This is a genomic window from Pseudomonas sp. NMI760_13, from assembly GCF_021283245.1.
GTDB lineage: Bacteria > Pseudomonadota > Gammaproteobacteria > Pseudomonadales > Pseudomonadaceae > Aquipseudomonas > Aquipseudomonas peradeniyensis.
In genome coordinates, this window is record NZ_JAJSRC010000013.1 from 71,679 (window position 1) to 95,381 (window position 23,703).

23 protein-coding genes are annotated in these 23,703 nt (G+C 68.3%); 11 read left to right on the forward strand and 12 right to left on the reverse strand.

What is annotated here, in order from left to right:
- Nucleotides 1–140: 140 nt before the first annotated feature.
- The 5 genes from LU671_RS15450 to LU671_RS15470 all read right to left on the reverse strand — a co-directional run bounded on the left by LU671_RS15450 (nucleotide 141) and on the right by LU671_RS15470 (nucleotide 7,727).
- A complete protein-coding gene (locus LU671_RS15450) occupies nucleotides 141–1,535 on the reverse strand; it encodes an efflux transporter outer membrane subunit (protein ID WP_232856123.1) in 1,395 nt (464 codons plus the stop codon).
- A complete protein-coding gene (locus LU671_RS15455; RefSeq protein ID WP_203652471.1) occupies nucleotides 1,532–4,615 on the reverse strand; it encodes a MexW/MexI family multidrug efflux RND transporter permease subunit in 3,084 nt (1,027 codons plus the stop codon). The genes LU671_RS15450 and LU671_RS15455 overlap by 4 nt, the downstream gene beginning before the upstream one ends.
- A gap of 18 nt (nucleotides 4,616–4,633) precedes the next feature.
- Nucleotides 4,634–5,728, reverse strand: coding sequence for an efflux RND transporter periplasmic adaptor subunit (locus LU671_RS15460; RefSeq protein ID WP_203652470.1), 1,095 nt, complete (start codon nucleotides 5,726–5,728; stop codon nucleotides 4,634–4,636).
- Between the two features lie 14 nt (nucleotides 5,729–5,742).
- On the reverse strand, nucleotides 5,743–6,228 hold the full coding sequence (locus LU671_RS15465) for a DUF2165 family protein (protein ID WP_203652469.1): 486 nt from the start codon (nucleotides 6,226–6,228) through the stop codon (nucleotides 5,743–5,745).
- Between the two features lie 284 nt (nucleotides 6,229–6,512).
- A complete protein-coding gene (locus tag LU671_RS15470) occupies nucleotides 6,513–7,727 on the reverse strand; it encodes a sugar transporter (protein WP_232856124.1) in 1,215 nt (404 codons plus the stop codon).
- Between the two features lie 208 nt (nucleotides 7,728–7,935).
- Here LU671_RS15470 and LU671_RS15475 point away from each other — a divergent pair, with 208 nt between their 5' ends.
- Nucleotides 7,936–9,252, forward strand: a complete 1,317-nt coding sequence (locus tag LU671_RS15475) for a hypothetical protein (protein ID WP_232856125.1) — start codon at nucleotides 7,936–7,938, stop codon at nucleotides 9,250–9,252.
- 37 nt (nucleotides 9,253–9,289) lie between these two features.
- On the opposite strand, the gene LU671_RS15480 is transcribed toward LU671_RS15475, so the two are convergent.
- Nucleotides 9,290–9,751: a sterol desaturase family protein gene (locus LU671_RS15480; RefSeq protein ID WP_186712493.1), complete on the reverse strand. Its 462-nt coding sequence runs from the start codon at nucleotides 9,749–9,751 to the stop codon at nucleotides 9,290–9,292.
- A gap of 73 nt (nucleotides 9,752–9,824) precedes the next feature.
- Between LU671_RS15480 and LU671_RS15485 the strand changes: the two genes are divergently transcribed.
- Both LU671_RS15485 and LU671_RS15490 read left to right on the forward strand, forming a co-directional pair.
- On the forward strand, nucleotides 9,825–10,595 hold the full coding sequence (locus tag LU671_RS15485; RefSeq protein WP_232856126.1) for a class I SAM-dependent methyltransferase: 771 nt from the start codon (nucleotides 9,825–9,827) through the stop codon (nucleotides 10,593–10,595).
- Between the two features lie 338 nt (nucleotides 10,596–10,933).
- On the forward strand, nucleotides 10,934–11,647 hold the full coding sequence (locus tag LU671_RS15490; protein ID WP_186712495.1) for an MgtC/SapB family protein: 714 nt from the start codon (nucleotides 10,934–10,936) through the stop codon (nucleotides 11,645–11,647).
- Here LU671_RS15490 and dksA read toward each other — a convergent pair.
- The 3 genes from dksA to LU671_RS15505 all read right to left on the reverse strand — a co-directional run bounded on the left by dksA (nucleotide 11,644) and on the right by LU671_RS15505 (nucleotide 14,172).
- Nucleotides 11,644–12,051 carry an RNA polymerase-binding protein DksA gene (gene dksA, locus LU671_RS15495; protein ID WP_232856127.1) on the reverse strand — a complete coding sequence of 136 codons (408 nt, stop codon included), beginning with the start codon at nucleotides 12,049–12,051 and terminating at the stop codon, nucleotides 11,644–11,646. The two genes, LU671_RS15490 and dksA, sit on opposite strands and share 4 nt — an antisense overlap.
- Before the next feature lie 220 nt (nucleotides 12,052–12,271).
- A complete protein-coding gene (locus tag LU671_RS15500) occupies nucleotides 12,272–13,609 on the reverse strand; it encodes a dihydroorotase (protein WP_232856128.1) in 1,338 nt (445 codons plus the stop codon).
- Nucleotides 13,610–13,611: 2 nt separating this feature from the next.
- Nucleotides 13,612–14,172, reverse strand: a complete 561-nt coding sequence (locus LU671_RS15505; protein WP_062362175.1) for a gamma carbonic anhydrase family protein — start codon at nucleotides 14,170–14,172, stop codon at nucleotides 13,612–13,614.
- Nucleotides 14,173–14,441: 269 nt separating this feature from the next.
- On the opposite strand from LU671_RS15505, the gene LU671_RS15510 reads away from it, so the two are divergent.
- The 3 genes from LU671_RS15510 (at nucleotide 14,442) to LU671_RS15520 (ending at nucleotide 17,771) form a co-directional block, all read left to right on the forward strand.
- Nucleotides 14,442–14,951 carry a GNAT family N-acetyltransferase gene (locus LU671_RS15510; RefSeq protein ID WP_232856129.1) on the forward strand — a complete coding sequence of 170 codons (510 nt, stop codon included), beginning with the start codon at nucleotides 14,442–14,444 and terminating at the stop codon, nucleotides 14,949–14,951.
- A gap of 64 nt (nucleotides 14,952–15,015) precedes the next feature.
- Complete coding sequence (locus LU671_RS15515; protein WP_232856130.1) at nucleotides 15,016–16,644, forward strand: MFS transporter; 1,629 nt, start codon at nucleotides 15,016–15,018, stop codon at nucleotides 16,642–16,644.
- Nucleotides 16,641–17,771 (forward strand): HlyD family secretion protein, encoded by a 1,131-nt coding sequence (locus LU671_RS15520; protein WP_232856131.1) that lies wholly within the window; start codon nucleotides 16,641–16,643, stop codon nucleotides 17,769–17,771. The genes LU671_RS15515 and LU671_RS15520 overlap by 4 nt, the downstream gene beginning before the upstream one ends.
- Nucleotides 17,772–17,776: 5 nt before the next feature.
- On the opposite strand, the gene LU671_RS15525 is transcribed toward LU671_RS15520, so the two are convergent.
- Together LU671_RS15525 and LU671_RS15530 are read right to left on the reverse strand one after the other, a co-directional pair.
- Nucleotides 17,777–18,529, reverse strand: a complete 753-nt coding sequence (locus LU671_RS15525) for an anti-sigma factor family protein (protein ID WP_232856132.1) — start codon at nucleotides 18,527–18,529, stop codon at nucleotides 17,777–17,779.
- Nucleotides 18,526–19,044 (reverse strand): sigma-70 family RNA polymerase sigma factor, encoded by a 519-nt coding sequence (locus LU671_RS15530; protein WP_232856133.1) that lies wholly within the window; start codon nucleotides 19,042–19,044, stop codon nucleotides 18,526–18,528. Before LU671_RS15530 ends, LU671_RS15525 begins: the two co-directional genes overlap by 4 nt.
- Before the next feature lie 133 nt (nucleotides 19,045–19,177).
- Here LU671_RS15530 and LU671_RS15535 point away from each other — a divergent pair, with 133 nt between their 5' ends.
- From LU671_RS15535 to LU671_RS15555, 5 genes are all read left to right on the forward strand, one after another.
- Nucleotides 19,178–20,224 carry a catalase family peroxidase gene (locus LU671_RS15535; RefSeq protein ID WP_232856134.1) on the forward strand — a complete coding sequence of 349 codons (1,047 nt, stop codon included), beginning with the start codon at nucleotides 19,178–19,180 and terminating at the stop codon, nucleotides 20,222–20,224.
- Nucleotides 20,221–20,754 carry a cytochrome b gene (locus tag LU671_RS15540; protein WP_232856135.1) on the forward strand — a complete coding sequence of 178 codons (534 nt, stop codon included), beginning with the start codon at nucleotides 20,221–20,223 and terminating at the stop codon, nucleotides 20,752–20,754. Before LU671_RS15535 ends, LU671_RS15540 begins: the two co-directional genes overlap by 4 nt.
- Nucleotides 20,755–20,832: 78 nt before the next feature.
- Nucleotides 20,833–22,038, forward strand: a complete 1,206-nt coding sequence (locus tag LU671_RS15545; protein ID WP_203652457.1) for an MFS transporter — start codon at nucleotides 20,833–20,835, stop codon at nucleotides 22,036–22,038.
- Nucleotides 22,039–22,117: 79 nt separating this feature from the next.
- The gene (locus LU671_RS15550) at nucleotides 22,118–22,663 is read left to right on the forward strand and encodes a cupin domain-containing protein (protein ID WP_050705832.1); all 546 of its coding nucleotides are present in this window, start codon (nucleotides 22,118–22,120) and stop codon (nucleotides 22,661–22,663) included.
- 7 nt (nucleotides 22,664–22,670) lie between these two features.
- Complete coding sequence (locus LU671_RS15555) at nucleotides 22,671–22,958, forward strand: DUF7693 family protein (protein ID WP_232856136.1); 288 nt, start codon at nucleotides 22,671–22,673, stop codon at nucleotides 22,956–22,958.
- A 144-nt stretch (nucleotides 22,959–23,102) separates the two neighbouring features.
- On the opposite strand, the gene LU671_RS15560 is transcribed toward LU671_RS15555, so the two are convergent.
- On the reverse strand, nucleotides 23,103–23,702 hold the full coding sequence (locus LU671_RS15560) for a 2-hydroxychromene-2-carboxylate isomerase (RefSeq protein ID WP_232856137.1): 600 nt from the start codon (nucleotides 23,700–23,702) through the stop codon (nucleotides 23,103–23,105).
- Between the last annotated feature and the right edge of the window lies 1 nt (nucleotide 23,703).

A 23,703-nucleotide genomic window follows, 5' to 3' on the forward strand; every position in this document is an offset into this window, starting at 1 on the left:
CATTGCGCGGCGCTCAAGATCGAGCGCCGCCCGCGCGGCGCATCGCGGATGAATCCGCTCCTACATCTGTTGCAACGTGGCCATGCCTGACAGGCCATGGTTGCCAGCCCTGTTAGTACGACATGAATGACCGACAGGTGCTACTGGGCCGCACTCCCCCACCCCAACGCCTTGTACAGCGCAATCGCATCCAGGTACGAGGCCGTCTCCGCTTCGGCCACCTCGCGCTTGATCGAGAACAGCGCACGCTGGTTCTCCAGCACCGCCAGGTAGGTCCCCGCGCCGCGCCGGTAGCGCTTGTTGGCAATGTCGATGGCCTCGCTGCCGTGGCCGGCGGAGGCCACCAGGCTTTGCAGCCGTGCCTGGTTGCGCACCAGTTGCGTCACCGCGTTTTCCACCTCTTCGCGGGCCAGCAGCACGGCCTGCTGGTAGCGTGCCTGGCTGCCCTCGGCCAGCGCCTCGCGCACCCGCAGGCGGGCTCGGGCGTTGCCCAGGCGCAGCGCCGGCCAGGTCACCACCGGCGCCAGCTCGTAGGCACGGGCGGCACTGCCCAGGTCGCCGCTGCGCAGGGCGAAGAAGCCGATGAAGCCGCCCAGGTCCAGGCGCGGGTACAGCTCGGCGGTGGCCGCGCCGACGTCCTCGGTGCTGGCTGCCAGCTCACGCTCGGCGCCGACAACATCGGGGCGCTGGCCGATCAATACGTCGACATCGCCCAGCGGCAACTGGCGCGCCAACGGCGGCAGGAACGGCGCGGCGCCCTGCTCCTGGTTGCCCGGCACCTGTCCGGTCAGCACGTCGAGGCGGTAGCTGGCCTGCTGGATCGCCGCCTGCAACGGCGGCACTGCCGCCTCGCTGAGCAACAGGTTGGCGTGGGCGTTCTGCTGGTCTTCGTACTGGCCACTGCCGGCGCGCACCTGGGCACTGGTCAGCTGCAGGGTCTCGCGCCAGGCCTCGACCTGGTCCTCGGCCACGGTCAGGCTGCGTTTGAGCCCAAGCTGGAGGTAGTAGTTGCGGGCCACCTCCGCGGCGATACTCAGCCGCGCCTGGCGCAGGTCCGCCGCCGCCGCGTCGGCGCGAGCCTCGGCGGCGTCGGTCAGGCGCTGCAGGCGACCGAACAGGTCGATCTCCCACTGCACGTCGAAACCGGCGCGGTACTGCTCGGTGCGCATGCGTCGCGGGTCGCTGCCATCGGCCGGTTGCTGCTGCTCCAGGCTCTGGTTGTAGCCGGCGCGGGCAGTGACCCAGGGATAGCGGTCGAGGCTGCGGTCGTCGAACAGCGCCCGCGCCGCCAGCAGGTTGGCGTGGGCCTGGCGGATGTCGTGGTTGTTGGCCAGGGCCTGGTCGACCAGGCGCACCAACTGCGGGTCGTCGAAGAACCGCCACCACTGCGCCGGCAACTCGCCACGGGCGGCGAAGGCCGCGCGCTGCGGGCTGTGCACGCCAGTGGCCGGTACCTCGGCCTTCTGGTAGTCGGGGCCGACGCTGCACGCAGTCAAGGCCAGGGCCATCAGGGAAACGACGAATACAGGCTTCATGGCTGGCCCTCCAGGGTTTCGGCCAACGACCGCGCCCGCGCCGAACGCGCGGTGCTGGCATGGTCACGGGCCAGCAGGCTGTAGATGGTCGGCAGCACGAACAGGGTGAACAAGGTCCCCACCAGCATCCCGGTGACGATCACCACGCCCAGCCCGAACCGGCTGGCGGCGCCGGCGCCCGAGGCGAACAGCAGCGGGATCAGCCCCACCACCATGGCCGCCGTGGTCATCAGGATCGGCCGCAGGCGGATCTGCGCCGCCTTGCCGATCGCCGTGCGCCGGTCCAGGTGCTGCTCGGCCTGCAGGGTGTTGGCGAACTCGACCATGAGGATGCCATGCTTGCTGATCAGCCCGATCAGCGTCACCAGGCCGATCTGCGTGTAGATGTTCACCGTGGCCACCCCCAGCGCCAGGGGCAGCAGCGCGCCGCTGATCGACAGCGGCACGGTGATCAGGATGATCAGCGGATCGACCAGGCTCTCGTACTGCGCCGCCAGCACCAGGTAGATCACCACCACGGCGGCGAGGAAGGCCAGCATCAGGGCGTTGCCCTCCTGCTGGTACTGGCGGGCGTCGGACTGCCAGTCGATGCTGAAGCCAACAGGCAATTCAGCCGCGACCTGTTCAAGGAAGGCCACGGTGTCGCCCAGGGTGACCCCGGCCGCCGGGATGCCCTGGAAGGTCGCCGCGTTCTGCTGGTTGAACTGGGTCAGGCGGTTGGGCTCGACCTGCTCGCTGACCTGCACCACGGTGGACAGCGGCACCAGCCGGCCCTCCTCGCTGCGCACGTACTGTCGGGTCAGGGCCTGCGGGGTCAGGCGCTGGTCACGCGGGCTCTGGGCGATGACGTCGTAGGAACGGCCGTCGAGGCCGAAACGGTTGAGGTAGTTCTCCCCCACCAGCACCGCCAGCGACTCGCCGATGTCCTGCATGCGGATACCCATGCTGTTGGCCTTGGCCCGGTCGACCCGCACCTGCACCACCGGGTTGTTGTAGTCCAGGTCGCTGTCGACCACGGCGAACAGGCCGCTCTGCCGGGCCTTGGCCTTGACCTGCTCCATGGTGTCGAACAGCACCCGGTAGTCCTGGGAGCTGCGCAACACCATCTGCACCGGCAGTCCACCGGTGGAGCCCGGCAGCGCCGGCAGCTGGAAGGCGAAGATGCTGGTGCCCTCGACATCGTTGACCGCCGCCTGCAGGTCGAGCTGGATCTGCGAGGCGTTGCGCGCGCGCTCGTCCCACGGTTGCAGGTTGATGCCGCCGATGCCCGAGGCGATGCCGTCGCTGCCGTTGATGATCCAGGTGCTGACGGTCTCCGGCAGGGTGCGGTAGACCGCGTCGAGCTTGTCGGCAAAACGTTCGACATAGGCCAGGTTGGCATGCTGCGGCGCCTTGATCGCGGTGAGCAGCCCGGCCTGGTCCTCGGTCGGCGCCAGCTCGCGCTGCGGCAGGCTGTACAGCAGCGGCAGGCTGACCAGCACCAGTAAGGCGAAGCCGACGCTGATCCAGCGGTGCTTCAGCGAGAATCCCAGTACGTGGGCATAGCGCTCGGCCAGCCAATCGAAGAAGCGGTTGGCGGTATGGGCCATGCGCCCTTCGGACTGGCGCGCATCGAGCAGGAACGAGCTCATCACCGGCGACAGGGTCAGGGCCACCACGCCGGAGACCACCACCGCGCCGGCCAGGGTCAGGGCGAACTCGCGGAACAGCGCGCCGGTCAGCCCGCCCATCATGCCGATCGGCGCGTACACCGCTGCCAGGGTGATGGTCATGGCGATCACCGGCCCGGCCACCTCGCGGGCTCCGATCAACGCCGCCGCCACCGGCGTGCGCCCCTCCTCGATATGGCGGTGGACGTTCTCCACCACGACGATGGCATCGTCCACCACCAGCCCCACGGCCAGCACCATGGCCAGCAGGGTGAGCAGGTTGATGCTGAAGCCGAACACCAGCATCAGCGCCGCCGCGCCAAGCATCGACAGGGGAATGGTCACCACCGGGATCAGCACCGTGCGCAGCGAACCCAGGCACAGGTAGATGACCACCACCACGATCGCCAGGGCTTCGAGCAAGGTCTTGGTGACCTCGTCGATGGAGGCCTGGATGAAGCGCGCCGTCTCGAAGGCAAGCTCGGCCTTGACGTCCGGCGGCAGGGTCTGGCGAATCTGCGGCAACAGCTGGCGGATGCCCTCGACGATCACCAGCGGGTTGCCGCCCGGGGTGGCGAACAGGCCCAGGTGCACCGCCGGTACGCCGTCCATGCTGGCGCTGGTCTCGGCCGAGGCGGCGCCGAGCTCGACGGTGCCGATGTCACGGATGCGCACCAGGCCATTGCCGTCGTTGCGGATCACCAGCTCACGGAAGTCGCCGACCGAGGTCAGGTCGGTGTCGACGCGGATATTGGCAATCACATATTGGCCCTTCACCTTGCCGGGCGCCGCCTGATAGTTGTTGCGCCGTACCGCCTCGGCCACGTCGGCGGCGGTCAGGCCCCGGGCGGCCAGGCGCGCCGGGTCGATCCACAGGCGCATCGACAGGGTCTGGCCGCCGAACACCTGGACCTTGGCCACGCCCTCGATGGTGCTGAGCAACGGCTCGACCACCCGCGTGAGGTAGTCGGTCATGGCCGGGATCGGCAGGCTCGGGCTGGCGAAGCCGATATAGGCCACCGCCGTCGACTCGCCGGCCGAGCGCTCGATCACCGGATCGTAGGCGCGCTCCGGCAGGCGGTAACGCACCTGGTTGACCTTGGCCATCACCTCGGTCAGCGCCTGGGTCGAGTCGCGGTTGAGCTCCATGCGCACGGTCACCAGGCTGCGGCCCTGGACCGAGGAGGACGACAGGTAGTCGATGCCTTCCACCGACGACACCGCCTGGGCGATCGGCTGGGTGACGAAGCCCTGCATCAGCTCGGCCGGGGCGCCGGGGTATTCAGTGGTCACGGTGATGGTCGAGCTTTCCAGCAGCGGGTACTGGCGGATCGGCAACTGCAGCAGCGACAGCAGCCCAAGCAACAGGATCAGGGTGCTGACCACCAGCGCCAGCACAGGCCGGCGCACGAACAGGTCGGTGAATGTCATGGCATGTTCTCGCTGGGGTCAGGCGCCGCTGGCCGGGGCCTGCAGGGTGTCTTCGGTGGCTTGCACGGCGGTACCGTCGCTCAGGCGCAACTGCCCGGATACCACCACCTGGTCGTCCTCGTTCAGACCCTGCTCGATCACCACACGGCCGGCCTGGCGCTCGCCGGTGCGCACCGCCACCCGCTGCACCACCAGGGCATCGGCGGCGTCATCGCGGCGGGCGACGAACACCGTGTCGCCATAGGCGGTGTAGGCCACCGCGGTTTCCGGCACGGTCAGCACCTGGCCGTCATCGGGGCTGGCCACCTGCACGCTGGCGTACATGCCGGCCGCAAGGCGCGCATCAGGTTTGGCCAGGGTGGCCTGGACCTGCACCGTGCGCGACCGTCCGATCAGCGGGTCGATGGCCGTGATATGGGCGGTGAACGGTGTGTCGGGGAAGGCGTCCAGGCGCACCTCGACCGGCTGGCCGGGGCGCAGCTGGGCGCTCAACTGCTCTTCGAGGGAGAAGTTGACATACAGGCTGCGAGTGTCGATCAGGCTGACCACCGGATCGCCGACATTGAGGTACTGCCCCTGGTTCACCCGGCGGATGCCCAGGCGCCCGTCGAACGGTGCGCGCACCGCCTTCTGGGCGATCACCGCCTCGGTGCGGGCCAGCTCGCCCTGGGCCATGTCGCGGGCCGCCAGGGCATTGTCCAGCTGTTCCTGGGTGGCAGCGTTCTCGCGCAGCAGGTCCTTGACCCGCCGGTGGTTGGTCCGCGCATTGTCCAGCTGGGCCTTCAGGCGCAGGCGCTCGGCCTGCTCCGGGGCATCGTTGAGGGTGACCAGCACATCGCCCTTGCGCACCTGCTGGCCGGATGTGAAGTTGATCGCCGTCACCCGTCCGCCGATTTCGGCCGAGACCAGCACCTGGTGTACCGCCTCCAGCTCGCCGACGCCGGCGAAGGCGCGTTTTTGCGGTGCTTTCTGCACCGTGGCCAGGGCCACCTTGACCAGGTGCCGCGCCGGTGTCGCCGTGGCCTGGGCCTGGCCGGTGTGGCGCCAGGCCAGACCGCCGGCGGTGACCAGCGCCAGTACCAGGGCGCTGCCAAGTATCGTCTTGCTATTCATCGCGCGTCCTCGCCTCAGGCCCAGTTCAGGTTGAACAGGAAGAACGCCAGGATCGCCCACAGCACCAGCACCAGATGGGTGAGCTGCAGGCCTTCCTGGCGAATCCAGTAGCCGAACCACAGGCCACCGAGCAGCATGGCGAAGGTGAAGGCTAGGAACGCGGCGAGCGCCAGGTTCAGCCAGGCGCGGGCCATGAGCGGATCCTGGGCGATGATCAGCCCGTAGCAGCCGACCCAGGCCGCCAGGCTGGCGACGATCTGCAGCAGCAGGATCACCAGCAGCGCGGCGCGGGCCAGGCCGGCCGACTGGCAGGCCCGGCGCAGCAGGGGGAAGTCGATGGCCGGCGGTTGGCGCAGCGGCGCCATGGCCAGGGTGGCGCCGATGGCGCCGACGGAACTGGCGAAAGCCTGCAGGTTGTTCAATACCGCGATGCTCAGCCATAACGCCAGGCCCACGGCCTGGATGGCCTGGAACAGCCACAGGGAGGTGTGCAAATCCATATCAACGTCCGTATTGATGGCCTGGCCAGGGGGAACAGGCAATTACACAAGAAAACGCTTGGATATTAGTGGCAGCCTTGCCGATGCACAAGCGCCCCTATTACAGGGGCGCTGGTTGCCAGGGGGATTGATGCGGATCAGTCGGGAGAGATTCCCAGGGGTGGAGGTGCCGGGAAGCGGGTTTTTTCTGTAGGAGCGGCTTTAGCCGCGATGCAGGCAACGCGGAGCCTGGCACCCGCTTCGCGGGTGATCGCGGCTAAAGCCGCTCCTACAGAGGTCGCGGTTCAGGCCTGGCCGGGAACTCGCGTCAGGGCCTCGCGAAAGCGCTGGATGCTGGCCAGCGCCAGCACCAGGCCAACGACGGCGACGCCGCCACCGACCAGGCCGATATGCGCCACGCCCAGCTGGCTGCTGACGATGCTGCCCAGCAGCGCGCCGCCGCCGATGCCGATGTTGTAGATCCCCGAGAACAACGCCATGGCCACGTCGGTGGCGTCCGAGGCGAGCTTGAGGGTCTTGGACTGCAGGGCCAGGCTGAAGCTCAGGATCGCCACGCCCCAGACCATGTTCAGGGCGGCGAACACCTGGAAATTGCCCGACAGCGGCAACAGCAACAGCAGGCACGCGGCAAGCGCGCCGATGGCGCCCACCAGAAAGCCATGGGGGAAGCGCTCGCTGTAGCGGCTGAACAGCACCGAGCCGAACACGCCGGCACCACCGTACAGCAACAACAGCAACGTGGTGTGTTCACCACTGATCTGCGCCACGTGCAGGGCGAACGGCTCGATGTAGCTGTAGGCGGTGAACTGCGCGGTGATCACCAGCGTCACCAGCACGTAGGTGATCACCAGCGCCGGGCGCTTGAACAGGATAGGCAAGCTGCGCAGCGAGCCGGAGTTCTGGCTCGGCAGTAGCGGCAGCGACTTCATCAGGCACAGCATGGTCGCCAGCGCCACCCCGGCAATGCACAGGAAGGTAATGCGCCAGCCCAGCGCCTCGCCCACCACCCGCCCCAGCGGGATGCCCATGACCATCGCCAGGGTGGTGCCGGTGGCCAAAAGGCCCAGCGCCTTGGCCTGCTGGCCGGGCGGCGCCACGCGCACCGCCAGCGACGCAGTAATGGCCCAGAACACCGCGTGGGCCAGGGCGATGCCGATACGGCTGACCAGCAGCATGGCGAAGCTCTGCGACAACCACGACAACAGGTGGCTGGCGATGAACACCAGGAACACGATCAGCAGCAGGCGCCGCCGCTCGATATTGCGGGTCATCAGCATCATCGGCAGCGACGCCAGCGCCACCACCCAGGCATAGATGGTCAGCATCAGGCCGACCTGCGCGGTGGTCATCTCGAAGCTGCGGCCAATATCGCTGAGCAGCGCCACCGGGACGAACTCGGTGGTGTTGAAGATGAACGCCGCCAGGGCCAGGGCGATGACGCTCAGCCAATTGCCATTGCCGGCTGCGGGAGGCATGGAGGTAGGTACGGGTCCATTCATGTGAAGAGGTTTTTCTCCGCGGGCAAGGCAACAGGACGCACACCGCCCGCCCAGGTGCCAGGCCGGTGACGCACGTTTGATTATTGGAAGGATGCCCAGCATGGTACGCATCAAGCCCGGCCCTCACAACCTCGGGTGCGGACGGAGTACCATGCACCCTTTTGTGGCATCGCCACCCCCCCTGCGGAACAAGGAGTTCGATCCGCCCATGGACAAGCAGCACCCCCAGCAGCAGTGGCGCGAGGCGGTCATCGCCTACGCCGAGGCCATCAACCGCTATGTCGCGCAGGGCCGTGCGCAAGGCTGGGACGATCTGGAAGAGCCGCAGGCAGCGGCCACCGAACACCTGCTCGACGCCTGGCTGGCGGCGCTGCGGGCCATCAACCAGCCCGGCGTCGACCCGGCACAGCGCCAGCTGTTCCGCGAGGCCTGGCCGCCGGCGCACCTGCCACTGGTGCCCTTGTTCGAGGAACAGGCCCAGGGCATCGGCAGCCTGCTGCTGCTCGACGACGGCAGCCTGCTGGCGCGCATCGGCATGCCGTTCGACCGGGGGCAGGTGCTGCGCATCGACGACCAGGGCGTCACCCCGGTGATCGGCGTCGAGCATTTCGGCCGCTGCCCGCAACGGCGCTACTACGCCCTGGCCAATGCCGAAGGGGTGCGCGTGACCGATGGCTGGGGCGGCCCGCAGGTGGCCAGGCTGGCCTGGCCCCATGGCCTGGAAGGGTTGCCCGCCGGCTACCCGTTCGACCCCCTCGACCTGCCGCCGATACCCACCGCGCTGCTGCCCTTCCCCGATGGCCAGCGGGTCCTGCTGGTCAGCAGCGACGGCATCTTCGTGCTCGCCGCCAGCGGTGCCACGCGCCTGTTGCCGCGGCAGGCGGACATTCTCGATGAACTGCGCCAGGGCACCGATCCGGACGACATCGTCCTGGGCCTGGCCATGGAGCATGCCGCGCTGTCACCGGATGGCCGGCTGATCGCCCTGGGCGAGCAATGCGGCCGACACCTGGTGCTCGACGAGCAGTTCAAGCCCATCGCCGAAGTGGGCCCGGCCAGCGAATACCCGCACTTCGCCCTGTTCAACCGGCGTGGCGACCAGCTGATCCTCAACGCCTGCCACTTCTACCGGGGCGGCACCGTCGGCGTGCGGGTGGCCGACCTGCCGGGGCTGGATACCGGTTTCTACAGCGAGGACCCGCGCACGCCGCTGTTGCAGGACGGCGCACGGATCTACGCCGGCGTGGCCCGTGAAAGCGAGTACATCGTCGGCGACGCCCATGGCTACCTGCGCGCCTTCGGCGAGGACGGCAGCGAGCACTGGCAGCACTACCTCGGCTCGACCATCAGCGCCATGGACATCAGCGCCGATGGCCGCACCCTGGCGGTGGCCAGCCATGCCGGTTTCATTTCACTGATCGCCCTGGACAGCGGCAGGCCGCAATGGCAGATCGGCACCGGGGCGCATGGCGAGGTGAGGCGCTGGTTGTGCTGGAAGGGATTCGAGCATCCGCTGGCCTGGTAGGCCGGCGGCGCCTGAAGGTCGGGGAGAGGCGTGAAGCTCAGCCCCGCCGCCGCTTCAGCTGTTGCTTCAACACCCGCAAGGGCGGCGCGTAGAAGAAGCCGAACGAAACGCTGCCCTGGCGCCCCTTCACCGCATGGTGCAGGCGATGCGCCCGATACAGGCGCCTGAGGTAGCGGTTGACCGGTTTCGGTGCTCGCGGCCAGTGCCGGTGGAAAAAGCCATCGTGGGCCAGCACATAGGCTACGCCATACCCCGCTACCCCAGCGCCAACCCATTGCAACGGTGCATGCCCGGCCTTGCCCAGGGCCACCAGCGCCGTGGCGATCAGGCCCAGGGCCAGCAGGTAGAGGTCGTTGGTCTCCAGCATGCCCAGCTGCGGCTCATGGTGCGAGCGGTGCAGCCACCAGCCCCAGCCGTGCATGACATACTTGTGGGCCAGCGTGCCGACGCCCTCCATGGCCACCAGGGTGCCGAACAGCACGGCGAGATTGAACAACATGGATCGGTCCGGGGGGTTGGCAACGAAAGGCGCAAGGGTACCATTGCCGCCAGGTCATTCGGAGGGATTTTCCATGAAGGATGTACACGTCTCAGCCAGCACCGGCTACACCCGCCAGTCGAGCAACTACGAGCAGGGCCGGCCCGACTATCCCAGCGCCTTGCAGGGCTGGCTGCGCGACACCCTGGGCATCGGCGCCGGCACCCCGGTCCTCGACCTGGGCGCTGGCACCGGCAAGTTCACCCGCCTGCTCGCCGCGTTGGCGCCGCGCCTGACGGCGGTGGAGCCGGTGGCCGCCATGCGCGAGCGATTCAGCGAGCGGCTGCCCGAGGTCCCGGTGCTCGAAGGCACCGCCCAGCACATCCCGCTGGCCGACGCCAGCCAGCAGGTGCTGGTCTGCGCCCAGGCCTTCCACTGGTTCGCCGACGCCGCTGCCCTGCGCGAAATGCACCGGGTGCTGGCGCCGGGCGGCCGCCTGGGGCTGATCTGGAACGTGCGTGACGAAGCGGTGGACTGGGTGGCGCGGATCACCGAGATCATCACCCCCTACGAGGGCGACACCCCACGCTTTCACACCGGTCGCTGGCGCGACGCCTTCGCGGGCAGCCGCTTCAGCGCGCCGCAACTGACCACCCTGCCCCACGTCCATCAAGGCAGCCCGCAGACGGTGATCCTCGAACGCCTGCGCTCGGTCAGCTTCATCGCCGCCCTGCCCCAGGCCGAACAGGACAGGGTCATGGCCCGGTTGCAGGAGCTGATCGACAACCACCCGGACCTCAAGGGCCGCGAGCGCATCGCCTTCCCCTACCGGACCCAGGCCTACGTCTGCCAGCGCCTGGCGTAACGCAATTGTCATGATTCACGCCTTGACCCTGCGCGGGTCGAGGCGTATGGTCCGCCGCGCACTCAAGCATCCCCCACACAGGAGTCCACTGCATTGGACAGTAGCCCCAGTCGATTGCGACAGGCCCACACGGCGAGCTAGTCCGGCAGCGTTCCTGCCACTGTCTCGCCGCACACGGTAGACGGTGGTTCCCTTCGGCCCTGCGGGGCTGAACATTCCTCCTTCCTTTCCTGCCCTGCCACCTGGCATGGCGCGTGGTCCTGCGCATTCCTCGCTTTCATTCGCGCCGTCTGCGGTCGGTGCTCGTGCGGGCCATCGCCCGCGGAACGGAGTTCGCTATGGATTGGAAAATCTTTCTGCTGCGCGTCAGCGTGGCCCTGCTGCTCGGTGCCCTGATCGGTGCCGAACGTCAACTGCGCCAGCGCCTGACGGGCCTGCGCACCAACGCCCTGGTCAGCACCGGCGCCTGCCTGTTCGTGCTGATGACCCAGGCCGTGCCGGGCATGGCACCCACCGATGCCTCACGCATCGCCGCCTATGTGGTGTCGGGCATCGGCTTTCTCGGCGGTGGCGTGATCATGCGCGACGGCTTCAACGTGCGCGGCCTGAACACCGCCGCTACCCTCTGGTGCACCGCCGCGGTCGGCGTGCTGTGCAGCCTCGGCTTGCTGCTGGAGGCCTCCCTGGGCAGCCTGGTGGTGCTGTGCGCCAACATCCTGCTGCGCGACCTCGCCCAGCGCCTGGACCGCCAGGACGTGGTGCCGGCCAGCGAGGTCGAGCAGCGCTACGAGGTGCGCATCGTCTGCCGCGCCGAGGACGAGATCCAGGTGCGCAGCCTGATGCTGCACAGCCTCAGCGACCCGGGCCTGCGCCTGCAGTCGCTGCACAGCGAGGACCTGGCCGATCCGGCACGCCTGGAAGTGCGCGCCGAGCTGCTCGGCACGCCGCAGGCGCCGACCCAGCTGGAGCGCCTGGTCGGGCGGGTGAGCCTGGAGAAAGGCGTGAGCGCGGTGCGCTGGCAGTTGCAGGCCCAAGGCCTGGCCACTGACTAGACATCGTCACGTACGTGCCGCTCGCGCAGCTCCTGGCGCTCCTTGGCCTCGACGCACAGGGTGGCGGTGGGCCGCAGCAGCAGGCGGCGCAGGCCGATCGGCTCGCCGGTTTCCTCGCACCAGCCGTAATCGCCCCGGGCCAGGCGCTCCAGCGCCTGGTCGATCTTGTCCAGCAGCTTCTTCTCCCGCTCCAGCGAGCGCAGTTGCCAGTGACGTTCTTCCTCGGCGCTGCCGATATCGGCGGGGTCGCTGTGCACTTCCTGTTCGCGCAGGGCGCGCAACTCCTGCTCGATGCGCGTCTGCAGCTCGCCGCGCTGGGTCAGCAGCAGGTTGCGGAAGAACTGGCGCTGGGGTTCGTTCATGTAGGCGCTGGCGGGTTGTTGCAGCAGTTGCTCTTCAGTCATGGGGGTAACTCCAGAATGCTGGGGGCGCGAGACCGCCCTCATGGAACAAAACGTAACTTGCTGACTTGAACAGCGTGGGAGCGGGCTTGCCCCGCGATGCGGTGTATGGCACCGGCTTTGCCGGTGATCGCGGGGCTAGCCCGCTCCCACGTTGGTGATGCGTGCTCTTCTGTTCCGTGCGCGACAGAGCAGCCCGAAGGGATGGGCGATCTGGGGGGATTCAGCGGTCGAACATCAAGGGCAAGCCCTGGCATTGGTCGCGTACCCGCCCCTGGTGCCAGGCCAGTTGCCCGGACACCACCGTGCTGCGCACCACATGGTGGAAGGCGCGCTGCTGGAACGGCGTCCAGCCGCAATGCGCCAGGATCGGGTCGTCCGCCACCGCCCGTGGGCTGGCCAGGCGCTCGACGATGGCGAAGTCCGCCCAATAGCCCTCGCGCAGGAAACCGCGTTCGCGGATAGCGAACAGTTCGGCCACTGCGTGGCTGGTCTTGTTCACCACCTGGGCCATGCTCAGCACCCCTTCGCAGACCAGCTCCAACGCCGCCGGCAAGGCATGCTGCACCAGCGGCAGGCCCGACGGCGCACGGGTATACACCCGGCGCTTTTCCTCCAGGGTATGCGGCGCATGGTCGGTGCCGATCACATCGATGCGATCGCGAGCCAGGGCCTTGCGCAGGGCATCGCGGTCGGTGCCGGTCTTGATCGCCGGATTGCACTTGATCAGGTGGCCGAGGCTTGCGTAGTCACTGTCGTCGAACAGCAGGTGGTGCAGGCACACCTCGGCGGTGATGTGCTTGCCGCTCACCGGGCCCGGTTGGAACAATGCCAGTTCCCGCACCGTGCTCAGGTGCAACACGTGCAGGCGCGTGCCGAAGCGCCGGGCCAACTCCACCGCCAGGCTCGAGGAGCGGTAGCAGGCATCGGCGTCGCGGATCAGCGGGTGCGCGGCCGGGGGAATGAACTCTCCGTGGCGGGCGCGCCACCAGCCCTCGTTCTCGAGGATGCTCGGGGTGTGCTCGCAGTGGGCCAGGACGATGGTCGGCGCATAGACGAAGAGCTTTTCCAGCACCTGCGGATCGTCCACCAGCATGTCGCCGGTGGAGGCCCCCATGAACACCTTGATCCCGGCCACTTCGCGCGGGTCGAGGGCGGCGATGGTGTCGAGGTTGTCGCGGCTCACGCCGAAGTGAAAGCCATAGTTGGCCCGCGAACTCGCCGCCGCCCGTCGCTTCTTGTCGGCCAGCGCCTCCAGGGTCAGGGTCGGCGGGTTGGTGTTGGGCATGTCCATGTAGCTGGTGATGCCCCCGGCCACCGCCGCCCGCGACTCGCTGGCGATGCTGCCCTTGTGCGGCGCCCCCGGCTCGCGGAAATGCACCTGGTCGTCGATCATCCCCGGCAGCAGCCAGGCACCCCGGGCATCGATCTCCAGCGCCGCCCGGGCATTGTCGAGGCTGCCGGCGATCCGCTCGATGCGCCCGTGGCGCACCAACAGGTCGCCTTCGAACTCGCGCCCTTCATTGACCAGCCGTGCGTTGCGCACCAGCAATGTGTCCATGTTCAGAACTCGTTCTGCAGGGCCTTGTAGCCCTGGACCAGGTCGATGTTGGTGCGCGCCACGTCCTCGGAGAACTCCGAGGCCGACACGCTGACCGGCGGGTAACGCTCCAGGTCGGTGTGCGGGCCGATGTGCTCGGTGGGCGGCACATAAAAGCGCGGTGGCAGGTCGCGACCATCGACCACCGAGTTGTGCCGCACCACGCTGCCGTCGCCGACCTTGCAGTTGAACAGCACGCTGTTGAAACCGATGAACACCCGGTCACCGACCTCGCACGGACCATGGACGATGGAACGGTGGGCGATCGAGCTGTACTGGCCGATGCGCACCGCCGCGCCGGACTTGGAGTGGATCACCACGCCGTCCTGGATATTGGAGTTGGCGCCGATGACGATCGGCTGCATGTCGCCGCTGCCGTCCACCTCGTCGGCGCGGATCACCGCATAGGGGCCGACGAACACGTTGTCGTGGATGATCACCTTGCCGCAGATGATGGCGGTGTGATCGATATAGGCCGATTCGGCGATTTGCGGGAGATGGCCGGAGGGGTTTCTGCGGATCACGGTGGAGGCCCTGGATGAAAGGAAGACTATAAATGTTACGTTATAACAATTACAATGCAACACCTTCACACGCCGATCTGGCAAACTCCACTCTTCCTGCGCAGATTGGAACAGCGTGGGAGCGGGCTAGCCCCGCGATCACCGGCAAAGCCGGTGCCCAGCACCGCGACGCCTGCTTCGCGGGCAAGCCCGCTCCCACAGGGGTACAGTTCTTTATGCAACAGCGCAGCCCAATGGGTTGGGCGATCTCCTACAGGTCCTGATCCACCATGCACGTGCGCCCCACCCGCGTCAGCGACATCCCCCTGCTCCCTACCCTGGAACGCTCTGCGGCCCAGGCTTTCCGGCAATTGCCGCACCTGGCCTGGCTGGCCGACAGCGATGTGATGAACGAGGCCGAGCACCTGGCGTTCGTCACCGAGGGCGGCAGCTGGGTTGCCGTGGATGGCCGGGACCTGCCGCTGGGTTTTCTCTGCGCCAGCACCACAGGCGACGCCCTGCACATCCATGAGTTGTCGGTCCGCCAGGAAGCCCAGGGCCAGGGCCTGGGTCGCGGCCTGCTGGACCAGGCGCGTACAGCCGCGCGCCTGAACGGCCTGGCCTGGCTGACCCTGACCACCTTCGACGATGTCCCCTGGAATGCCCCGTTCTACGCCCGCTATGGTTTCGAGCGCATCCCCGCGCCGCAGCTTGATGCGCGCCTGCAAGGCATCCTTGCCGGCGAGCTGGCCCATGGCCTGGGCAATCGCTGCGCCATGCGCCTGGCGCTCTGCGTTTGAGCGATGATTTCATCCAAACGGCCATTGACGTAGAGTCGGATTACCCGCGGTAACGGACAACCCGATGGACAAGTACGCCCCCCGCCAGTGGCTCCCCCATGAGAAGCCCAGCCTGCCCGGCTCGCCCTCGACGCCGCTGCACGCCCCGGCCAAGCGCCTGGCCTTCGGCCTGGTCGGCCTGCTGGTGGCCATCACGGGCGGCCTGGGCAACGCCCTGGTGGTCGCCAACCTGCCGTTCCTGCAGGGCGCGCTGGGTGCCACCAGTGCCGAAATGGCCTGGCTGCCGGCGGCCTTCGTGATGACCAACGTGTCGATGAACCTGCTGCTGGTGAAGTTCCGCCAGGAGTTCGGCCTGCGCGCCTTCACCGAGGTGTTCCTGGTGCTCTATGCCCTGGTCACCCTCGCCCACCTGTTCGTCAACGACCTCAACTCGGCCATCGCCGTGCGCGCCGCCCATGGCATGGTCGGCGCCGCGCTGAGTTCGCTGGGCCTGTACTACATGATCCAGGCCTTCCCCGCGCAGTGGCGGCTCAAGGCGATGGTCCTGGGCCTTGGCGCCTCGCAGCTGGCGGTGCCGCTGGCCCGGGTGTTCTCCGAGGACCTGCTGCAGATCGCCGAGTGGCGGGGGCTGTACCTGTTCGAGCTGGGCCTGGCCCTGGCCGCGCTGGGCTGCGTGCTGCTGCTCAAACTGCCCCCCGGCGATCGCTTCAAGACCTTCGAGCCCCTGGATTTCCTCACCTTCACCCTGATGGCCAGTGGCACCGCCCTGCTCTGCGCGGCGCTGTCGCTGGGGCGCATCGACTGGTGGCTCGACGCGCCGTGGATCGGCGTCGCCCTGGCGTGCTCCATCGCCCTGATCCTCTCGGGCCTGGCCATCGAGCACAACCGCAGCAACCCGCTGCTGATGACCCGCTGGCTGGGCAGCGGCGCGATCATCCGCCTGGCCCTGTGCGTGATCCTGATCCGCATGGTGATCTCCGAGCAGTCCACCGGCGCCGTGGGTTTTCTCCAGGCACTGAACATGGGCAACGAGCAGATGCGCGCGCTGTACGCAGTGATGCTGCTGGGCGCGGTCACGGGCCTGGCCACCAGCGCCCTGACCATCAACCCCCAGCACCTGGTGCTGCCGTTGTTCATCTCCCTGGCGGCCATGGCCACCGGCGCCTTCATGGACAGCACCTCGAGCAACCTGACCCGTCCGGCGCAGATGTACCTCAGCCAGTTCCTCCTGGCCTTCGGCAGCACGTTCTTCGTCGGCCCGTCGATGGCGCTGGGCATCGGCCATGTGCGCGCCAACCCGCGCAACCTGGTGAGCTTCTCGGTGCTGTTCGGGATCTGCAACAACCTCGGCGGGCTGATCGGCTCGGCGCTGCTGGGCACCTTCCAGACCGTGCGCGAGAAATTCCACTCCAACCAGCTGATGGATCGCCTGAGCGCCCTGGAACCCTTGGTCAGCGCCCGCGTGCAGGGCGGTGGCGCCGGTTACGCCGGGGTGTTCGCCGACCCGGCGCTGCGCAACGAGGCCGGCATGCGCCTGCTGGCCAACGCTGCGACCCGCGAGGCCAATGTGCTGGCCTACAACGATGTGTTCATGCTGATCGGCGCCATCGCTATCCTGACCATGATCTGGATCTTCATCCGCAGCCTGTACCTGCGCTACAACCACTCCACCAGCGGTACCCCGAGCCGATGACCCAAGAGACGCCAACGACCACCACCACCGCCATCGCCGAAACCCCGGAAGGCGCGCAACCACCCAGCGAACCGACCAGCCCGGCGCGCAGCCGGCGGGTGCGCCTGCTGTCGTCGCTGAGCTTCGCCGCCGTGGCCCTGGCCGGCATCCTGCTGGTGCTGTACGCCTGGCGCCTGCCGCCGTTCAGCAGCGCCATCGAGAGCACCGAGAACGCCCTGGTGCGCGGCCAGGTGACAATTATCGGGCCACAACTGGGCGGCTATATCATCGAGGTGCCGGTGCACGACTTCCAGTTCGTCAAGCAGGGCGACCTGCTGGTGCGCCTGGATGACCGTATCTACACCCAGCGCCTGGCCCAGTCCATCGCCCAGCTCAAACAGCAGGAGGCGGCGCTGGCCAACAACCTGCAGCAGCGCAACAGCGCCGAGGCCGGCATCGCCCAGCGTCAGGCCGCGATCAGCGACGCCGCGGCCCAGGCCGACAAGGCCAAGGCCGACCTGCAGCGCAACCAGGCGCTGGTCAGCGACGGCTCGGTGTCGCGCCGCGAACTGGACCTGAGCCGCGCCAGCCATGCCGCCGCCGTCGCCAGCCTGGCCCAGGCCAGGGCCGCGCTGGAAATCGCCCGCCAGGACCGCGAGACGGTAATCGTCAACCGTGCCGCGCTGCAGGCCTCGGTGGAGAATGCCAGGGCCGCCGTGGAGCTGGCCCGCATCGACCTGGACAACACCCGGGTCAAGGCGCCGCGGGACGGCCAACTGGGGCAGATCGGCACCCGGCTGGGCGCCTACGTCAATCCCGGCGCGCAGTTGATGGCGCTGGTGCCGGACACCTTGTGGGTGATCGCCAACCTGAAGGAAACGCAGATGGCCAAGGTGCGCATCGGCCAACCCGCCACCTTCACCGTCGATGCGCTCAACCACCTGAAGCTGCGCGGCCACGTGCAGCAGATCTCCCCGGCCACCGGCTCGGAATTCGCCCTGCTGCAGGCCGACAACGCCACCGGCAACTTCGTCAAGATCGCCCAGCGCATCCCGGTGCGGATCACCGTCGATGGCGACCAGCCCGAGGCCAGGCAGCTGCGGCCGGGGATGTCGGTGGTGGTGAGCATCGATACCCGGGACAGGTGACTGGCCTACAGGCTGACGCCGAGCGCCCGGCGCACCTGCTCGCCACGGGCATCATCCACCGCACTGACCAGGGCGAAGTTGTAGTCGCCGTGGGACCAGTAGCGGGCCTGCAACTGGCCGTCGGTGCGCTGGCCGCTGGGCATGCGCTCGAAGTGTTCGCCGGGCGAGCGCAGGAACAGGCTGATGCGCAGCCCTTGGCGGTCCTGGAACACCAGCAGCGCCGCCGGCCCCGCCTCGTTGCTCAGCAGGCGTGCGCCCACCGGCTGCAGACCATAGCCAGACAGGTCCGGCAATTGGCCGACACGGTTGAAGTGACGTCCCAGCCAGGCCTGCAGCCGCGCCGGATCACTGGCCTGGATATCCAGCGTGCTTGCGTCGGCGAACAGTCGGTGGGCCTCCACCGCATCGGCCATGGGCAACATGCCGGCGAACAGCGTCGCCTCACGTGCCTGCCAGCCGCCCAGGCCGCCCAGGCCCATGGCCAGCAGCAATACCGCCGCCTGTGCCAGGCGCCATTGCCGACGCTGGCGCAGGCGGCGGCGCAGGGGCGCCAGGTCCAGCGCCGGATCGCTGGGCTGCTCGCCGAAGCCGGCCAGGGCCGCCCGCAGGCGCCGGGCATCGCCGCGCCAGGCCTCGATCCGCGCCGCCTCCTCGGGATTGACCGCCAGCCACGCCTCGACCTCGGCCCGACGAGCCGGCTCCAGGCGCTCGTCGACATAGGCGTGCAACTCGTGCTCGGTGGGGATCAGGCGCGTCATTTGAGTCTCCGCAGGGCCGGGGGCGTGGGGTTGCCCTCGGTCAGTTCACGCAGGGCGGCACGGGCACGCGACAGGCGCGACATCACCGTGCCGATGGGAATGCCGAGGGTGTCGGCCGCCTCCTTGTAGCTCAGGCCTTCGACGCTGACCAGCAGCAACAGGGCGCGTTGCTCCGCCGACAGCCGGGCGAAGGCGCGCAGATCGGCCTGGGCCAGGACGATGCTCTCGATCTCGCCACCGGCCGGTTCCTCGGCCTGGCCCCGACCGAACCAGGCCAGCCAGCGGGCGTGCAGGCGCTCGCGGCGCTTGCCGTCGAGGAACAGCCGGTAAAGGATGGTGAACAGCCAGGGCCGCAGGCTGTCGGCGTCGCGCTGCTGGCCACGGCGGCTCAGGGCACGCTCGACCGTGGCCTGGACCAGGTCGTCGGCGCCGCCGGGCTCGCGGGTCAGCCACAGGGCGAAGCGGCGCAGGCGTTGCAGCAGCTCGCGCCATTGTTGGTCGTCCAGATCGTGCATGGTCGGGTTCCGGGCCCCAATGGGCAGTCAGTGTAATGGGCAGACGGCCCGGCACGAAATCTATTCCCCCGGCGGGAATAAATCGTTCGCCCTTGCGTCGTACCGGCTCATCCCACCTGACCGGAGCGTCCCCATGACCACTCCCCTGCATGGCACCGCCAAGGCCGTGCGCCTGGCCGCCATCGGCGCCACCCTCGCCGCCCTCGGAGCGGGCTTCGCCTATGCCGCCGGCTGGATCGGCGCGCCAGGGCTGACCCCGCAGCGCATCATCGACACCTTCGAGGCCCAGGCCGGCCATTATCCCGGCTATCGGAAAAACCATGCCAAAGGCCTGTGCGTCAGCGGTTACTTCCAGGCCAGCGGGCAGGCTGCGGCGCTCTCCAGCGCCCGCGTCTTCAGCCAGGCCCAGGTGCCGGTGATCGGTCGTTTCGCCATCGGCGGCGCCAACCCCTTCGCCCCGGACACCGCCATACCGGTACGCAGCCTGGCCATCCAGTTGAGCAGCGACGACGGCCAGGTCTGGCGCACCGGCATGAACAACCCGCCGGTGCTGGCGGTGAGCACGCCCGAGGCGTTCTACCAGCAGGTGCTGGCCGGGGCGCCCGACCCGGCCACCGGCAAGCCGGACCCAGCGAAGCTGCAGGCGTTTTTCGCCAGCCACCCGGAAAGCGCGGCGTTTCGCCAGTGGGCGGCCAGCTACAAGCCCAGCGACAGCTTCGCCAGCACCGCCTACAACAGCATCAATGCCTTTCGCCTGATCGATGCCCAGGGCAACGCCCACCCGGTACGCTGGGCCCTGGAGCCGCAGACAACGTTCGCTGCCCTGCCCGCCCAGGTCGATGACCGGCAGTTCCTCCAGCACGACCTGCAGCAACGCCTGGCCCAGGGCCCGCTGCGCTGGACCCTGCGCCTGACCCTGGCCGAGCCCGGCGACCCGGTGGACGACCCTGCCCGTCCCTGGCCCGTCGAACGTCGCAGCATCGACGCCGGCACCCTGGTCGTGGAACGGGTCGACGGCCCCGAGCAAGGCGCTTGCCGCGACCTGAACTTCGACCCGCTGATCCTGCCCCACGGCATCGAACCGTCCGCCGACCCGATCCTCGCCGCCCGCTCGGCCGCCTATTCAGTGTCGTTCAACCGCCGCAGCCACGAAGCGCTGAGCGAAGGAGCCCGCCCATGACCGCCACCGCCTTCCACCCCCTGGCCCGCCTGCTGCACTGGCTGATGGCCGCGCTGATCCTGGCCATGCTGTTCATCGGCGTGAACATGGTCGGCGACCTGTCGCCACGGCATCCGCTGCTGGTCGAGCTGCACAAGGCCACAGGCCTGGCCCTGCTGGTGCTGGTGATCCTGCGTATCGCCTTGCGCCTGGCCCTGCCACACCCGGCGCTGCCCGGCGACCTGCCGCGCCTGCAACGGCTGGCCGCCGGCGCCTCGCACCTGCTGCTGTACGGCCTGATGCTGGCCATGCCGCTGCTCGGCTGGGCAATGCTCTCGGCCGGTGGCTATCCACGGCCCCTGCAACTGCCCGCCATCGCCCCCCACGACTTGCAGTTGTACGCCATACTGCGCCAGGCCCACGGCTGGGCCGGCTACCTGCTGTTCGCCACCGTGCTGCTGCACCTGGGGGCGGCGTTGGTGCATGCCCTGGTGCGCCGCGACGGCGTCTTGCGTAGCATGTGGCCAGGCCCGCTGCGCCGCAGTGAATGAGCATTGCCGGGGTCGACACATGTAAATAATTATTACTAACATTGGCGCTCATTTCGTCGAACTGCCCCGGACTGCCCCATGAACGTTGCAAAGGACCCTGCCGCCTTGACCCCGTCCAGCACCCTGGACCTGCGTCCACTGATGCTGGTGAACATGGCCTGCACCATGTCGATGATGGCCTTCGTCGCCCTGATCGGCCCCATCGCCCGCCTGCTGGGCATGGCCACCTGGCAGGCCGGCGCGGCGGTGACCGTGGCCGGCGTGGTCTGGGTGCTGCTGGCGCGGCCCTGGGGGCGCCTGGCCGACCGCTATGGCCGGCGCCGCGTACTGTTGCTGGGCAGCGGCGGCTTCACCCTGGCCTACTGGGTGCTGTGCCTGTTCATCGACGGCGCATTGCGCTGGCTGCCGGGCGCGAGCGTGGCGTTCTTCGGGCTGATGCTGGCCCGCGGCCTGATCGGCGCCTTCTATGCCGCGCTGCCGGTGGGCGGCAATGCCCTGATTGCCGACCATGTCGAGCCCCAGCGCCGGGCGCGGGCCATGGCTTCGCTGGGCGCGGCCAATGCCGTCGGCCTGGTGGTCGGCCCGGCACTGGCCGCGCTGCTGTCGCGCTACAGCCTGAGCCTGCCGTTCTATGCCATGTCGCTGCTGCCGGCCACGGCGTTCGTGGTGCTGCTGTTCAAGCTCAAGCCGCAGCCACTGGCACACGTTCATGCGCCCAATCCGGTGCGCCTGTCCGATCCACGCCTGCGCCGCCCGTTGCTGGTGGCCTTCAGCGCCATGCTGAGCATCACCGTGTCGCAGATCGCCGTCGGTTTCTTCGCCCTCGATCGCCTGCACCTGGAGGCCGGCGACGCCGCCCAGGCCGCGGGCATCGCCCTGACCTGCGTGGGCGTGGCGCTGATGCTGGCGCAGGTGTTCCTGCGCAGGCTCGAGTGGCCGCCGGCGAAAATGATCCGTGTCGGCGCCAGCATCTCCGGCCTCGGCTTCGCTGCCGCAGCGCTGGCAACCCACGCACCCTGGCTGTGGAGCGCATTCTTCGTCGCTGCGTTTGGCATGGGCTTCGTCTTCCCGGCATTCTCCGCCCTGGCGGCCAACGCCATGCACGCCAGCGAACAGGGTGCCACGGCCGGCTCGATCGGCGCCGCCCAGGGCATGGGCGCGGTGATCGGGCCGCTGGCCGGCACTCTGGTCTATGCCCTCGACCCGCGCCTGCCGTTCCTTGCCGTCGGTGCCCTGCTGTTGTTGGTGGGGCTGTGGCCGGCAGCGAGCGACCAGCGTCACTGAGACGCACAGCGCGCAAGCCTGCAGAGTGTGTTTTAATGCCTCGCCCATTATTTTTGACACCTCTGCAAACAAGGCGGCTATGGACACGGGGACACGACTCAAACTGGTGCGTGAACGCAACAACCTCTCCCAACGGGAACTGGCCCGCCGCAGCGGGCTGACCAACTCGACGATCTCGCAGATCGAGCAGAACCGGGTCAGCCCTTCGGTCAGTTCCCTCAAGAAACTGCTCGAAGGGATCCCCATGTCCCTGGCGGAGTTCTTCAGTTTCGACGAGCCGGTGCGCGAGGAACGTTACGTTTTCCGTGGCGGCGAGCAGCCCGACCTGGGCCGTAACGGCCTGCGCATGCTGCTGGTCGGTGCGAGTGTCGAAGGCCGGCAGATGCGCATGCTGCGCGAGCTGTATGCGCCGGGCGCCGATTCCGGCGAGCCGATCGTCCACGCCGAAGGCGAGGAATGCGGCCTGGTCACCCGAGGCACCATGGAGCTGTGGGTCGATGGCCAGGTCAGCGTGCTTAACGCCGGCGATGGTTACTACATCCCTACCACCCTGCCCCACACCTTCAAGAACATCGGCCCCGACGAGGCCGAGATCATCAGCGCCAATACCCCGGCGAACTTCTGATCCGCCCATGACCACCGTCGCCAGCCGCGAGGCGTACCAGTGCCTGCGTGACGCCGCCCTTGGCGTCCGATCGCTGGTAACGGTCGCCCGCCTGGCCGGCGGGCAGGTCGAGGTGCTAGTCGACGGCTGGCGCCTGAGCCTGGTGCTGGACAGCGAGGGACTGGCCCACTGCAGCCACTGCCAGAGCCCGGATGGGCGCCAGGGCACGCTGGACGACTGGCACCGCTATGGCACCAATCCGGTGGATCACCTGAGCCTCTGGGAACGCGATCAAATAGAACGACAGTTGGTCTGATCCCCTGTAGGAGCGGCCTTGTGCCGCGAATGGGGCGCGAAGCGGCCCCAGGGTTTCAGCGTTGACGCAAAGATCGCCGGGGCCGCTTCGCGCCCCTTTCGCGGCACAAGGCCGCTCCTATAGGGGGGTGGCATGGCCAGATCGTCATGCCTGCCGGGCCAAAGCCTGCTCGACGAAATCCAGCCGGTCCTGGCCGAAGAACATCTGCCCGTCGACGAAGAATGTCGGCGCCCCGAACACGCCACGTTCGACCGCCTCCTCGGTAGCTTTGCGCAAGGCGTCCTTGACCTCGGGTCGCACGGCCAGCTCCTGGAACATCTCGGCCTCGAAGCCTCCTGCGGCCAAGGTCATACCCAATACCGCAGGGTCTGCCAGATTGCGCCCGTGCACGAACAGCCCTTCGAACAGCACCTTCAACAGCGCTTCGAAACGTTCCTCGGCAAACAACTGGACGCCAGTCAGCCCGCGCATCAAGGTCAGGGTGTTGACCGGAAACCCTGGCGGCAGGGTCAGGGGCACGCCATAGCGGTCGGCGTAGCGCTTGAGGTCAATGCGCATATAGCGCCCCTTGGCCGGCACCATGACCGGCGAGGCGTTGCCGGTGGCCTGGAACACCCCGCCCAGCAGAATCGGCTTGTACACCAACCGCGCCCCGTGACGCGCGCACAGGGCGGGTAGCTGGGTCGAGGCCAGGTAAGTGGCCGGGCTGCCCAGGTCCAGGAAGAACTCGACGGTCTTGCTCATG

Coding starts and splice junctions, on each gene's coding strand:
- dksA (WP_232856127.1), bottom strand. CDS start 12,051: ATGACTGAAGAGCAACTGCTGCAACAACCCGCCAGCGCCTACATGAAC.
- LU671_RS15560 (WP_232856137.1), bottom strand. CDS start 23,702: ATGAGCAAGACCGTCGAGTTCTTCCTGGACCTGGGCAGCCCGGCCACT.
- LU671_RS15520 (WP_232856131.1), top strand. CDS start 16,641: ATGACCCAAGAGACGCCAACGACCACCACCACCGCCATCGCCGAAACC.
- LU671_RS15490 (WP_186712495.1), top strand. CDS start 10,934: ATGGATTGGAAAATCTTTCTGCTGCGCGTCAGCGTGGCCCTGCTGCTC.
- LU671_RS15525 (WP_232856132.1), bottom strand. CDS start 18,529: ATGACGCGCCTGATCCCCACCGAGCACGAGTTGCACGCCTATGTCGAC.
- LU671_RS15475 (WP_232856125.1), top strand. CDS start 7,936: ATGGACAAGCAGCACCCCCAGCAGCAGTGGCGCGAGGCGGTCATCGCC.
- LU671_RS15555 (WP_232856136.1), top strand. CDS start 22,671: ATGACCACCGTCGCCAGCCGCGAGGCGTACCAGTGCCTGCGTGACGCC.
- LU671_RS15545 (WP_203652457.1), top strand. CDS start 20,833: ATGAACGTTGCAAAGGACCCTGCCGCCTTGACCCCGTCCAGCACCCTG.
- LU671_RS15515 (WP_232856130.1), top strand. CDS start 15,016: ATGGACAAGTACGCCCCCCGCCAGTGGCTCCCCCATGAGAAGCCCAGC.
- LU671_RS15450 (WP_232856123.1), bottom strand. CDS start 1,535: ATGAAGCCTGTATTCGTCGTTTCCCTGATGGCCCTGGCCTTGACTGCG.
- LU671_RS15465 (WP_203652469.1), bottom strand. CDS start 6,228: ATGGATTTGCACACCTCCCTGTGGCTGTTCCAGGCCATCCAGGCCGTG.
- LU671_RS15480 (WP_186712493.1), bottom strand. CDS start 9,751: ATGTTGTTCAATCTCGCCGTGCTGTTCGGCACCCTGGTGGCCATGGAG.
- LU671_RS15530 (WP_232856133.1), bottom strand. CDS start 19,044: ATGCACGATCTGGACGACCAACAATGGCGCGAGCTGCTGCAACGCCTG.
- LU671_RS15500 (WP_232856128.1), bottom strand. CDS start 13,609: ATGGACACATTGCTGGTGCGCAACGCACGGCTGGTCAATGAAGGGCGC.
- LU671_RS15485 (WP_232856126.1), top strand. CDS start 9,825: ATGAAGGATGTACACGTCTCAGCCAGCACCGGCTACACCCGCCAGTCG.
- LU671_RS15550 (WP_050705832.1), top strand. CDS start 22,118: ATGGACACGGGGACACGACTCAAACTGGTGCGTGAACGCAACAACCTC.
- LU671_RS15510 (WP_232856129.1), top strand. CDS start 14,442: ATGCACGTGCGCCCCACCCGCGTCAGCGACATCCCCCTGCTCCCTACC.
- LU671_RS15540 (WP_232856135.1), top strand. CDS start 20,221: ATGACCGCCACCGCCTTCCACCCCCTGGCCCGCCTGCTGCACTGGCTG.
- LU671_RS15455 (WP_203652471.1), bottom strand. CDS start 4,615: ATGACATTCACCGACCTGTTCGTGCGCCGGCCTGTGCTGGCGCTGGTG.
- LU671_RS15460 (WP_203652470.1), bottom strand. CDS start 5,728: ATGAATAGCAAGACGATACTTGGCAGCGCCCTGGTACTGGCGCTGGTC.
- LU671_RS15470 (WP_232856124.1), bottom strand. CDS start 7,727: ATGAATGGACCCGTACCTACCTCCATGCCTCCCGCAGCCGGCAATGGC.
- LU671_RS15535 (WP_232856134.1), top strand. CDS start 19,178: ATGACCACTCCCCTGCATGGCACCGCCAAGGCCGTGCGCCTGGCCGCC.